11 protein-coding genes are annotated in these 12454 nt (G+C 69.5%); 7 read left to right on the forward strand and 4 right to left on the reverse strand.

Annotated elements, in window-relative coordinates; genetic code table 11:
• Positions 1 to 1116 (forward strand): methionine--tRNA ligase (locus ACQZOG_RS00005; RefSeq protein WP_430741180.1); only part of this gene is annotated, 1116 nt, incomplete at its 5' end.
• A 78-nt stretch (positions 1117 to 1194) separates the two neighbouring features.
• On the opposite strand, the gene ACQZOG_RS00010 is transcribed toward ACQZOG_RS00005, so the two are convergent.
• Positions 1195 to 1902 (reverse strand): SDR family oxidoreductase, encoded by a 708-nt coding sequence (locus ACQZOG_RS00010; protein ID WP_230228877.1) that lies wholly within the window; start codon positions 1900 to 1902, stop codon positions 1195 to 1197.
• A 101-nt stretch (positions 1903 to 2003) separates the two neighbouring features.
• Here ACQZOG_RS00010 and ACQZOG_RS00015 point away from each other — a divergent pair, with 101 nt between their 5' ends.
• From ACQZOG_RS00015 to ACQZOG_RS00030, 4 genes are all read left to right on the forward strand, one after another.
• Positions 2004 to 2855 carry a helix-turn-helix domain-containing protein gene (locus tag ACQZOG_RS00015; protein ID WP_193467854.1) on the forward strand — a complete coding sequence of 284 codons (852 nt, stop codon included), beginning with the start codon at positions 2004 to 2006 and terminating at the stop codon, positions 2853 to 2855.
• Positions 2856 to 2965: 110 nt separating this feature from the next.
• Positions 2966 to 3331 carry a PH domain-containing protein gene (locus tag ACQZOG_RS00020; protein ID WP_019525900.1) on the forward strand — a complete coding sequence of 122 codons (366 nt, stop codon included), beginning with the start codon at positions 2966 to 2968 and terminating at the stop codon, positions 3329 to 3331.
• 89 nt (positions 3332 to 3420) lie between these two features.
• Positions 3421 to 4317 (forward strand): hypothetical protein, encoded by an 897-nt coding sequence (locus ACQZOG_RS00025; RefSeq protein WP_037643956.1) that lies wholly within the window; start codon positions 3421 to 3423, stop codon positions 4315 to 4317.
• Positions 4318 to 4347: 30 nt separating this feature from the next.
• Positions 4348 to 4659 carry a hypothetical protein gene (locus tag ACQZOG_RS00030; protein ID WP_193467855.1) on the forward strand — a complete coding sequence of 104 codons (312 nt, stop codon included), beginning with the start codon at positions 4348 to 4350 and terminating at the stop codon, positions 4657 to 4659.
• A gap of 56 nt (positions 4660 to 4715) precedes the next feature.
• On the opposite strand, the gene aspS is transcribed toward ACQZOG_RS00030, so the two are convergent.
• Positions 4716 to 6479: an aspartate--tRNA ligase gene (aspS, locus tag ACQZOG_RS00035; RefSeq protein WP_033273179.1), complete on the reverse strand. Its 1764-nt coding sequence runs from the start codon at positions 6477 to 6479 to the stop codon at positions 4716 to 4718.
• Positions 6480 to 6658: 179 nt separating this feature from the next.
• On the opposite strand from aspS, the gene ACQZOG_RS00040 reads away from it, so the two are divergent.
• Positions 6659 to 8803 (forward strand): ATP-binding SpoIIE family protein phosphatase, encoded by a 2145-nt coding sequence (locus tag ACQZOG_RS00040; protein ID WP_037640684.1) that lies wholly within the window; start codon positions 6659 to 6661, stop codon positions 8801 to 8803.
• A gap of 40 nt (positions 8804 to 8843) precedes the next feature.
• On the opposite strand, the gene ACQZOG_RS00045 is transcribed toward ACQZOG_RS00040, so the two are convergent.
• Both ACQZOG_RS00045 and ACQZOG_RS00050 read right to left on the reverse strand, forming a co-directional pair.
• Entirely contained in the window at positions 8844 to 9824 is a 981-nt protein-coding gene (locus tag ACQZOG_RS00045) for a pirin family protein (protein WP_033273181.1), read from the reverse strand.
• A gap of 114 nt (positions 9825 to 9938) precedes the next feature.
• On the reverse strand, positions 9939 to 10403 hold the full coding sequence (locus ACQZOG_RS00050) for an SseB family protein (protein ID WP_033273182.1): 465 nt from the start codon (positions 10401 to 10403) through the stop codon (positions 9939 to 9941).
• Positions 10404 to 10566: 163 nt separating this feature from the next.
• On the opposite strand from ACQZOG_RS00050, the gene ACQZOG_RS00055 reads away from it, so the two are divergent.
• Complete coding sequence (locus tag ACQZOG_RS00055; protein WP_033273183.1) at positions 10567 to 12393, forward strand: acyl-CoA dehydrogenase; 1827 nt, start codon at positions 10567 to 10569, stop codon at positions 12391 to 12393.
• The last annotated feature ends 61 nt before the right edge of the window (positions 12394 to 12454 follow it).

Below are 12454 nucleotides of genomic sequence, written 5' to 3' on the forward strand. Positions count from 1 at the left end.
CCGGTGGAGATCCTCAGCGAGGAGAACTACTTCTTCAAGCTCAGCGAGTACAGCGAGAAGCTGCTCGCGCACTACGAGGCCAACCCGGGCTTCATCCAGCCCGAGTCCGCGCGCAACGAGGTCGTGAACTTCGTCCGCCAGGGCCTGCAGGACCTCTCCATCTCCCGCTCGACGTTCGACTGGGGCGTCAAGGTCCCGTGGGACGACAAGCACGTCATCTACGTGTGGGTCGACGCGCTGCTGAACTACGCGACGGCCGTCGGCTACAACGAGAACCCGGAGAAGTTCGAGTCGACGTTCCCCGCCGACGTGCACCTGGTCGGAAAGGACATCCTCCGCTTCCACGCGATCATCTGGCCGGCCATGCTGATGGCGCAGGGCCTCCCGCTGCCCGGGAAGGTCGCCGCGAACGGCTGGCTGATGGTCGGCGGCGAGAAGATGAGCAAGTCGAACCTGACCGGCATCAAGCCGCAGGACCTGACCTCGCACTTCGGCGTGGACGCGTACCGCTGGTACTTCCTGCGCGCGATCGCCTTCGGCCAGGACGGCTCCTTCTCCTGGGAGGACTTCTCCGCCCGCTACACCAGCGAGCTGGCGAACGACTACGGCAACCTCGCCTCCCGCGTGGCGGCGATGGTCGGCAAGTACTTCGGCGGCGAGCTGCCGGCCGCGACGGCCGACGGCGACGCGGAGAAGGCGATCCACGAGGGCCTGGCGAAGGCGGTCGCGGAGGCGGACCGGAAGATCGGCGAGGAGCTGGACTTCCAGGGCGGCATCCTGGCGGTCTTCGACTTCGTGAAGCAGGTCAACGGCTACATCACCGAGCAGGAGCCCTGGAAGGTCGCCAAGGACGACTCGCCGGAGGGCAAGGCCCGCCTGGCGACGATCCTCTACACGGCCGCGGAGTCGCTCCGCGCGGTGGCCGTCCTGCTCAACCCGGTGATGCCGGAGACCTCCCAGAAGCTGTGGGACTCCCTCGGCGCGGAGCCCGCCCTGGGCGCCCTCGCCGACCAGAAGGTCCAGGAGTCCGCCACCTGGGGCCTCCTCCCCGCCGGCTCCACGGTCACCAAGGGCGCGGTCCTCTTCCCCCGCCTGGAGGAGAAGCCCACCGCGTAACACGCACCACGCACACCGAAAGGCCCGGGAACTCCGCGTTCCCGGGCCTTTCGCCCTTGTGCGCCGTCGCCGGTGGTGTCACCAGGGCAGAGGTCCGCTGCGATCGCTGAAGGTCCCCGTGGGCCCGTCGGGGCCGACGGCCGCCATACGGACGATGATCTCCGCGCCTTCCTCGACACTCTGGGTGCCGGTGTTGCCGTTGAGGTCGGTCCTGGTGAAGCCCGGCTCCACGGCGTTCACCCGGAAGTCCGGCAGCGCCTTCGCGTACTGCACGGTGATCATGTTGACCGCGGCCTTGGACGCCGGGTAGGCGATCGCCGGGTAGAAGTGCGCGAACGACTCGGGGTCGGACAGCCGGGTCAGGGACGCCAGGCCGCTGCTGACGTTCACGACGACCGGCGCGGGAGACCGGCGCAGCAGCGGCAGGAAGGCGTGGGTGACCCGGACGACGCCGAAGACGTTCGTCTCGAAGGCGGTGCGCATCTCCTCGACGGTGGTGTCCTCGCCCTTGGGGATCGCGTTGCCCTCGCCGCGGGGCTCGACGCCGGCGTTGTTGACCAGGACGTCGAGGCCACCCTCGGCCTCCACGGTCTTCACGGCCGCTTCCACGGAGGCGTCGTCGGTGACGTCGAGCTGGACGAAGTGCGCCCCGATGCGTTCGGCTGCCTGACGGCCCCGCTCGGCGTCCCGGGCGCCGACCCAGACGGTGTGACCCGCCTCGACGAGGCGGCGGGCGGTTTCGAATCCGAGGCCCTTGTTGGCCCCGGTGATCAGTGTCGTACTCATGGCTTCACTGTCACTCCGCCCCGCCGGGGCAGCCAGGCGCCTCCTTTTCCTGGGACTCGCGGTACCAGGCACGCGCCGTTGCCGCGCGGTTCACTGGAGACATGGCGACGACGGAGCTGGGGCGGGCGCTGCGCCGCTGGCGCGACCGGGTCTCCCCGCGGTCGGCCGGTCTGCCGCAAGGCGGACGGCGGCGGGCGGCGGGGCTGCGGCGGGAGGAGCTGGCCATGCTGGCCGGCATCTCGGTCGACTACATCGTCCGTCTCGAACAGGGCCGCGCGACCAGCCCCTCGTCCCAGGTCGTCGAGGCGCTGGCCCGCGCCCTGCGGCTGGACCCGGACGAACGCGCCCACCTGTTCCTGCTGGCGGGGCTCGCCCCTCCCGGGCCTGAGACGGTGCCCTGCTATCTCACGCCCAGCGTGCAGCGGCTCCTCGACCGCCTCGTCGACACCCCGGTCGTCGTCCTGGACGCGGCGATGACCCTGCTGGTGGCCAACCCGATGTACGCGGCGCTGATGGGCGACCCGTCCGCCCTGCGCGGCTTCGCACGCAACCGGGTCTGGAACCACTTCCTCGGCCCGCCCGGCCGGATCCGGCGCACGCCCGAGGAGCTCCGGGACTTCGAGACGCGCGTGGTCGCGGAACTGCGGTCCGTGGCCGGCCGCTACCCGGCCGACCTGCGGCTGCGCGAACTGATCGACGAACTGCGGGCGCGCAGCGACCGGTTCGCCGAACTGTGGGACTCGGGGGCCGTGGGCCGCGTGGAGTCCTCCGTCAAGACGATCGACCACCCCGACGTGGGCGCGCTGACGCTGGACTGCGACGTGCTGCGCGTGGAGGGCAACGACCTGCGCATCCTCGTGTACTCGGCGGAACCGGGCAGCGAGGCCGCGGAGAAGCTCCGCCTGCTGTCGGTCCTGGGCACGCAGTCGCTCACGTCCCACCGTCCCGCGTAACACGCGCGCTACAGGACGGCCCCGGGAGAACACGACGCTTCTCCCGGGGCCGCACCCTTTGCGAAGATCGCGTGAGGAACGAACGACCACACGTGGGGGGAACCCGAACCATGGCACTCTTCGGCAACGCGCACACCGTCGACCCGGCCAAGGCCCAGCAGGACTACGCCCGGCTCCTGGGCCACGGCGAGCAGGTGCACGCGGCGTTCCTGCTGATACGCGACACGATCCTGTTCACGGACCGCCGACTGATCCTGGTCGACAAGCAGGGCATCACCGGCAAGAAGACCGAGTACCACTCGATCCCGTACCGCAGCATCTCCCACTTCGCCGTGGAGACCGCGGGCCACTTCGACCTCGACGCCGAACTGAAGATCTGGATCTCCAGCTCCCCGACCCCGATCCAGAAGACCTTCACGAAGGGCGTCGACATCTACGAGGTCCAGGCCATCCTCACCCAGTTCGTCGCCCGCTGACCGGCGGGAACGTTCCTTCCACCCTCGAACGGGTGAACACACCGGAGTAGCAGCCGACGCGGGACCATGAGCGCCCTACCGTGCCGCTCATGGTCACCGCCACCCACGAGGCCTCCCACCGGCTCTTCCAGGAGCACCCGGAGGCGCTCGCCCCCGTCTTCGAGGCACTGGGGCTGCCGCCGCCGGCGAAGACGGACTTCCACGAGCTCTCCCCGGACACGACCGAGATCCGTCCGATGGAGCGCCGCGCCGACACGGTGCTCATGTTCGAGCCCGACATGGGAGAACACTTCGTCCTGGCCGTCGAGGCCCAGACGAAGAAGGATCCTGAGAAGGCCAGGAACTGGGCGTACTACGTCTCGTATCTGCGCGCCAAGTACGACCTGCCGGTCCTGCTGGTCGCCGTGTGCCGCGACCCTTCGACGGCCGCATGGGCCATGGGCCCCTTCGAGTGCTCGGTCGGCCCGTGGACCACGCAGATCACCCGGCCCTTCGTGCTGGGACCGCAAACGGTCCCGGAGGTCACCGACGAGGCGGTGGTGGCCCAGCAACCCGCCCTCGCCGCCCTCTCGGCCATCGTGCACAGCCAGAGCAAGCGGTCCGCGGCCATACTGGAAGCGGTCGCCCGCGGACTCGTGTCCTTCGAGCCGGACGTCACGCGGTACTGGTTCGAAGTCGTGGAAGTCGGGCTGGAGTCCACTTCGGCCAAGGCAAGTTGGAGGAAGTTGATGCAGAACGTCGTCACCCACTTCCCGGGACACGGGACGCTCTTCGAGGAGAAGTACCTGGAGGGGAAGGCGGAAGGCAAGGCGGAAGACATCCTGCACGCGCTGAAGGTGCGTGGGCTTGTCGTCTCGGACGATGCGCGCGAGCGCATCACCGGCTGCACCGACCTCGACACCCTCACCACCTGGTTCGACCGCTCCCTGACGGTCTCCAAGGCCGAGGACCTCTTCAGCGGCGAGGACGACACCGCCTCTTCCTGATCCCTCGCCTCCGGTGATCGAATGTCCGGCATGCGCCCCGAGCACTGCGTCACGCGGAATCACATCGAGGTGTTCCACCAGGGTGTGCTGCCCGCGGGCGCGCGGCCCATTCCGTTCCGGACGCTGTTGCGCGGGTCGTTGGTGCCGGTCGCCCTCTGGGGCGGTGTCGCGGGGCTCGCGTCCGCCTTCGTCGGCCCGGTCGCGGGGGTCGTGGTCTGCGGCGTCTTCGCGGTGTTTCTCGCCGTCGGGTTCGCCCGGCGCCGCCGGCGGCGGCACTCCGTCCGGTGTGCCGCCTACGGTGCGTTCGCCGGGGTGCTCAAGGAGTCCGTCGACCTGTTCTGAGCAAGGCGAAGGGCCCGGAACCGGTCAGGTTCCGGGCCCTTCGTCTACGTCGCGGACTACTTCGGCTGAGGCTTCCGCACCGACAGGTGCAGTTCCTTCAGCCGCGCCTCCTCCAGCTCCGTCGGCGCGCCCATCATCAGGTCCTGGGCGTTGCCGTTGAGCGGGAAGGCGATCGTCTCGCGGATGTTCGGCTCGTCGGCGAGGAGCATCACGATGCGGTCCACGCCGGGGGCGATGCCGCCGTGCGGCGGGGCGCCGAAGCGGAACGCGCGGAGCATGCCGGCGAACTTCTCCTCGACCGTCTCACGGTCGTAGCCCGCGATCTCGAACGCCTTGAGCATGATCTCGGGCTCGTGGTTCCGGATCGCGCCGGAGGACAGCTCGACGCCGTTGCAGACGATGTCGTACTGCCAGCCCAGGATGTCCAGCGGGTCCTGGTTCTCCAGGGCCTCAAGGCCGCCCTGCGGCATCGAGAAGGGGTTGTGCGAGAAGTCGATCGCGCCGGTCTCCTCGTCCTTCTCGTACATCGGGAAGTCGACGATCCAGCAGAAGCGGAAGACGTTCTCCTCGAAGTGGCCGGCGCGCTTGGCGGCCTCGACGCGGACCGCGCCCATGATCTTCGAGACCTCGTCGAACTCGCCCGCGCCGAAGAAGACCGCGTGGCCGGGGGCCAGCGCCAGCCGCTTGGTCAGCTCGGCGACGTTCTCCTCGGTGAGGAACTTCGCGATCGGGCCGGTCAGCGAGCCGTCCTCGCCGACGCGCACCCAGGCGAGGCCCTTCGCGCCCTGCGAGACCGCGTAGTCGCCCAGCTGGTCGAAGAACTTGCGCGGCTGGCCGGAGACGTCCGGCACCGGCAGGGCGCGCACGTGCTTGCCGGCGAACGCCTTGAACTCCGAGCCCTCGAAGATGTCGGTGATGTCGACGAGCTCGAGCTGGGCGCGCAGGTCCGGCTTGTCGGAGCCGTACTTCAGCATCGCCTCGCGGAACGGGATCCGCGGGAACGGCGAGGTGACGTGACGGCCGTTGCCGAACTCCTCGAACAGCTCGGTCATGAGCTTCTCGATCGGCTGGAAGACGTCCTCCTGCTCGACGAAGCTCATCTCGACGTCGAGCTGGTAGAACTCGCCCGGCGAGCGGTCGGCGCGGGCGTCCTCGTCACGGAAGCAGGGCGCGATCTGGAAGTAGCGGTCGAAGCCCGAGATCATCAGCAGCTGCTTGAACTGCTGCGGGGCCTGCGGCAGCGCGTAGAACTTGCCCGGGTTCAGACGGGACGGGACCACGAAGTCGCGCGCGCCCTCGGGGGAGGTCGCGGACAGGATCGGCGTGGTCATCTCGTTGAAGCCCAGGGTGGTCATCTTCTGGCGGATCGCCGAGATGACCTGGGTGCGCAGCATGATGTTGCGGTGCATGCGCTCGCGGCGCAGGTCGAGGAAGCGGTACTCCAGGCGCCGCTCCTCGTTGACACCGTCCTCGGTGTTGATGGTGAAGGGCAGCGGGGCCGCCTCGCCCAGCACCTCGACCGCGGAGACCTCGACCTCGATCTCGCCGGTCGGCAGGTCGGGGTTGACGTTCTCCGCACCACGCGAGACGACCTTGCCGTCGACGCGGACCACGGTCTCCTTGGAGAGCTTGTCGAGCGCCTCGTACGCCTCGGTGCCCGGACGGGCCACCAGCTGGGTGATCCCGTAGTGATCGCGCAGATCGATGAAGAGGATGCCGCCCAGGTCGCGCCGATTGTGCAGCCAGCCACTCAGCCGGACGTCGGTGCCGACGTCAGAGGCGCGGAGCTCGCCGCAGGTGTGGGACCTGTACCGATGCATCGTCGTTCATCCAGCCTTCGCGGATCGGGGTCGTTGTTTCACGTGAAACTCCCCCCAAGCCTACCGGCCGGGCCAAGATCACCGCTCCGCCCTTTCGCGGGGGCCGGTCAAGGTCATCCAAGGGGTCGGCCAAACGACATGGGTGGAAGTTTCCGGGAGCATCTTCCTAAAGTGGTGCAATGCGCACTGGTGAGCCCCTGCCCGCCCTGGGGGACGTCCTCGCCGCCCTCGGAACCGGCGTGTGGCACTGGGACACCGCATCCGGAGAGGTCACGGTCGATGCCGTCGCAGCAGGGCTGCTCGGGCTGTCCGCCGAACCGGCCACCCTCACGGAGGCGCAGGTCCGGGCCCGCTTCCACCCCGTCGACTGGAACGAGATCACCGGGATCATCCAGCTGGCCGTCGCGGAGGGCACCCTCGCCGAGGTGCGTATCAGGATCATGGACGACCAGAACAACGTCGTCCGCGTCGTCCGCAGCCGCTCCAAGCCCTCCTACGAGCCCGAGCGCAAGGCGTACGTCCTGACCGGGACCCTCCAGGAGGTGACCGAGCCGGCGCCGGGCACACCCGCCGCACGCAGCGCGGTCACCGGCGACTGGAGGCGCTCCCGAGAGGCGTTCCTGCTCGACGCCGGCCGCGCCCTGGCCGAGGCGCGCTCCACCGAGGAGGTGCTGCGGGTCGCCGCCAACCTCTCCATGCCGGGGTTCACCCCGGACGGCCTGGCCGTGTTCGGCGTGGAGGGCGACCGGCTCACGATCATCGGCCACCACGGGCACGAGCCCGGCGCCGACAGCCCGTTCTACATGCCGCTCGACACCGACTACCCGGCCGCCGAGGTGGTGCGCACCGGCCGCGCGGTCTACATCTCCTCCCCGGACGAGTACAAGGCGCGCTACCCGCTCACCTGGCCGCTCGCCCAGCGCTTCGGCCGCCAGTCCTGGGCGTTCCTGCCGCTGACCGCCTCCGGCCGCACCATGGGCGCCTGGCTGGCCGCCTTCGCCTACCCGGTCGCCTTCACCCCCGACGAGCGGTCCGTGCTGACCACGGTGGCCCGGATGCTGGCCCAGGCGCTGTCCCGCGCGGGCACGGCGGAGACCGAGAAGGAGCTCACCGAGGGGCTCCAGCGCACGATGATGCCGAAGCTCGGGCCGGGCATCCCGGGCATGGACGTCACCGCCCGCTACGTGCCGACCGGCGGCGGCCTCCAGGTGGGCGGTGACTGGTACGACGTGATCCCGCTGCCCGGGGGCGCCTCCGGGACGAGGTCCGGGGGAGGACGGTTCGCGCTGGTCATCGGTGACGTGCAGGGGCACGACGTACGGGCGGCGGGGCTGATGGGACAGCTGCGGATAGCCCTGCGGGCGTACGCCTCGGAGGGACACCGGCCGGACGCCGTGCTGTCCCGCGCCTCCCGTTTCCTGCACGGCATCGGCGAGGACTCGACCGATCTGCGTTTCGCGACCTGTCTGTACGCCGAGGTCGACCCGGCGACCGGAGTGCTGGAGGTGGCCCGCGCCGGGCATCCCGAGCCGGTCATCCGGATGGCCGACGGGACGGTGCTGACCCGGTCGGCGCAGGGCGGGCTGCCGCTGGGCATCGACCCGGACGCCGACTACCCGACCACCCGGCTGATCCTGGAGCCCGGCGAGACGCTGCTGATCTGCACGGACGGGCTGATCGAGACCGGCGGACACGACCTGGAGACCGGCTGGCAGCGACTGCGGGACATTCTCGAGCGGCACCGCGGCACGCAGGAGGAGCTGGCCGACGCGCTGGTGCAGGCGGTGCACGGCCCTTCGTCGCACCACACCACCGGGCCGCTGGCCGACCGCCGCGAGGACGACATAGCGCTGCTGCTGCTCACCCGGCAGGGCGCCGACTGCGGCTGCGGCGCGGAGGACACGCCCCCGCCCCCGGTGCGCCGCACGGCGCTCACGGTGGCGCAGGCCGAGCCGGAGCGGGTGTCCGTCGCCCGGCAGCAGCTGCGCGAGCTGCTGCACGACTGGGGTTCGCCGGACCAGGTGGACTCGGCGGTGCTGCTGCTGTCGGAGGTGCTGACCAACGTGCTGGTGCACACCGACTCCGACGCGTTGCTGCTCGCCGAGGTCACGGACGGCGGCGACGGCCGCCGTATCCGGGTGGAGGTCACCGACTCCGGAGACGATCTCCCGCATCCGCGGCGCCCGGGCGAGCTGGCGTCCTCGGGCCGCGGCCTGCTGCTGATCGAGCTCCTCGCCCACACCTGGGGCGTCGCCCCGCGCGGCCGCGGCAAGAGCATCTGGTTCGAGCTCTACGAGCAGAAGAACGGCGACGGCCCCGGGTGACCGGGGCCGTCGCCGCGACGTCCTGCGCACGGACCGGGACTCAGTCCTGGTCGGGGCCCTTCTCCGTCATGCCGTGGACGGCGGGGACGGTGCCGAGGCGGCCCTTCTGGAAGTCCTCGAAGGCCTGCATCAGCTCGTCCTTGGTGTTCATCACGAACGGCCCGTAGTGCGCCATCGGCTCACGGATGGGCCGGCCGCCGAGCAGGACGACCTCCAGGTCCGGCGTGTGGGAGTCCTGCTTCTCGTCCGCGCGGACGGTCAGCGAGCCGCCCGCGCCGAACACCGCGGTCTGGCCGAGGTGGATCGGACGCCGCTCGGCGCCCACCGCGCCGCGCCCGGCCATGACGTACGCCAGGCCGTTGAAGTCCTCCCGCCAGGGCAGGGTGACCTCCGCGCCGGGGGCGAGCGTGGCGTGGATCATCGTGATCGGCGTGTGCGTGATGCCCGGGCCCTCGTGTCCGTCCAGCTCACCGGCGATGACGCGGAGCAGCGCGCCGCCGTCCGGGGAGGTGAGCAGCTGGACGCTGCCGCTGCGGATGTCCTGGTAGCGGGGCGCCATCATCTTGTCCTTGGCGGGGAGGTTCACCCACAGCTGGAGGCCGTGGAACAGTCCGCCGGACATCACCAGGTGCTCCGGCGGCGCCTCGATGTGGAGCAGACCGGCGCCGGCCGTCATCCACTGGGTGTCGCCGTTGGTGATGGTGCCGCCACCGCCGTTGGAGTCCTGGTGGTCGAAGATCCCGTCGATGATGTAGGTGACGGTCTCGAAGCCGCGGTGGGGGTGCCACGGGGTGCCCTTGGGCTCGCCCGGCGCGTACTCCACCTCACCCATCTGGTCCATCATGATGAACGGGTCGAGATGGCGGTAGTTGATCCCCGCGAACGCCCGGCGCACCGGGAATCCCTCGCCCTCGAAACCGCTGGGAGCGGTCGTGACGGCCAGCACGGGGCGGGCCACGGCGTCGGCGGGAGCGGTCACACGGGGCAGCGTCAACGGGTTCTCGACGGTCACTGCAGGCATCGGTACCTCCTCGGGTACGCCCACTTTAGTTGAGCGTTGAACTTCTTGTCACCCCGAACCGACAAAGCCCGGAGGGAATTCCCTCCGGGCTCCGTGCGGTCGTGGGGCCGGGCGTCAGCCATACATACGGCGCATCGCGAACTCGACCATCTGCTCGACGGCCTTGGCGTCGAACACCATCCGGTGCTCGCCCTCCATGTCGAGGACGAAGCCGTAGCCGGTGGGCAGCAGGTCGATCACCTCGGCGCCGGTGATCACGAAGTACTTGGACTCCTTGCCGGCGTACCGCCGCAGCTCCTTGAGCGACGTGAACATCGGGATCACGGGCTGCTGGGTGTTGTGCAGGGCGAGGAAGCCGGGGTTGTCACCGCGCGGGCAGTAGACCTTGGACGTCGCGAAGATCTGCTGGAAGTCCTCCGCCGCCATCTGGCCCGTGGTGAACGCGCGCACGGCGTCGGCGAGCGAGGGCGCGGACGGTTCGGGATACGCCGGCGCCTGCTGCCCGTACCCGCCCGGCATCGTCTGCTGCGGCGGCACGTAACCCTGCTGGGTCCCCGCACTCTGGTCGTAGCCGTACATGGCGCACAGACTACTGACCCGGCGCGAGGGCTGGGTCACAGATGTCCGGATCGGGGTTGCTTCTTATTACCGACGGGTAGCATCATCGTAGCTACTTGTCGGTACGTGAATCAGTTGCGAGGAATCAGTCCCTCGCCGATCCCTCTCAAACGGAGCCGTCGCCATGGGGCACTACAAGTCGAATCTCCGCGACATCGAGTTCAACCTCTTCGAGGTACTCGGGCGCGACAAGCTGTACGGCACGGGCCCGTTCGAGGAGATGGACGTCGAGACCGCTAAGAGCATCCTGGAGGAGCTGGCCCGCCTCTCCGAGAACGAGCTCGCGGAGTCCTTCGCCGACGCGGACCGCAACCCGCCGGTCTTCGACCCGGAGACCAACACGGCGCCGGTCCCCGCGTCCTTCAAGAAGAGCTACCAGGCCTTCATGGACTCCGAGTACTGGCGGCTCGGCCTGCCCGAGGAGATCGGCGGCACCACCTCGCCCCGCTCCCTCATCTGGGCCTACGCCGAGCTGATCCTGGGCGCCAACCCGGCCGTGTGGATGTACTCCTCGGGCCCCGCCTTCGCGGGCATCCTCTTCGAGGAGGGCAACGAGGTCCAGAAGCACATCGCGAAGATCGCCACGGAGAAGCAGTGGGGCTCCACGATGGTGCTCACCGAGCCGGACGCCGGCTCGGACGTCGGCGCCGGCCGCACCAAGGCCGTGCAGCAGGAGGACGGCTCCTGGCACATCGAGGGCGTGAAGCGCTTCATCACGTCCGGTGAGCACGACATGTCGGAGAACATCCTCCACTACGTGCTCGCCCGCCCCGAGGGCGCGGGCCCGGGCACCAAGGGCCTGTCCCTCTTCCTCGTCCCGAAGTACGAGTTCGACTTCGAGACCGGCGAGCTGGGCGAGCGCAACGGCGTCTACGCCACGAACGTCGAGCACAAGATGGGCCTGAAGGCCTCCAACACGTGCGAGATGACGTTCGGCGACAAGCACCCCGCCAAGGGCTGGCTGATCGGCGACAAGCACGACGGCATCCGCCAGATGTTCCGCATCATCGAGTTCGCCCGCATGATGGTCGGCACGAAGGCGATCTCCACGCTCTCCACGGGCTACCTCAACGCCCTGGAGTACGCCAAGGAGCGCGTCCAGGGTCCCGACCTGGCGAACTTCATGGACAAGACCGCCCCCAAGGTCACCATCACCCACCACCCCGACGTGCGCCGCTCGCTCATGACGCAGAAGGCGTACGCGGAGGGCATGCGCGCCCTGGTGATGTACACCGCCTCGGTCCAGGACGCCATCCAGCTCAAGGAGGCCAACGGCGAGGACGCCTCCACCGAGCACGCGATGAACGACCTGCTCCTGCCGATCGTCAAGGGCTACGGCTCCGAGAAGGCCTACGAGCAGCTCGCCCAGTCGCTGCAGACCTTCGGCGGCTCCGGCTTCCTGCAGGAGTACCCGATCGAGCAGTACATCCGGGACGCCAAGATCGACACCCTCTACGAGGGCACCACCGCGATCCAGGGCCAGGACTTCTTCTTCCGGAAGATCGTCCGCAACCAGGGCGCCGCGCTGAACTCGCTCGCCGAGGACATCAAGAAGTTCCTCGCGGTCGGCGAGGGCGGCGAGGAGCTGGCGGGCGCCCGCGAGCACCTGGCCAAGGCGGCCGTCGAGCTGGAGGCCATCGTCGGCCTGATGCTCACCGACCTCGCGGCCACCGAGAAGGACACCAAGAACATCTACAAGGTGGGCCTGAACACCACCCGCCTGCTGATGGCCTCCGGTGACGTCGTCGTCGGCTACCTGCTGCTCAAGCACGCCGCGATCGCCGCCGAGAAGCTCCCGACGGCCTCCGCCAAGGACAAGGCGTTCTACACCGGCAAGATCGCGGCGGCGAAGTTCTTCGCGGCCAACGTCCTGCCGGGCGTCACCCTGGCCCGCAAGGTCGCCGAGGGCGTCGAGCTGGACCTGATGGAGCTGGACGAGGCGGCGTTCTAGTCCCTCCCCGCTCCGAGAGGGCCCGCTCCCGCACAGGGAGGCGGGCCCTCCCGCTCGTTAA

The sequence above is a fragment of the Streptomyces sp. P13-3-3 genome (genome assembly GCF_050571355.1).
GTDB classification, from domain to species: domain Bacteria; phylum Actinomycetota; class Actinomycetes; order Streptomycetales; family Streptomycetaceae; genus Streptomyces; species Streptomyces althioticus.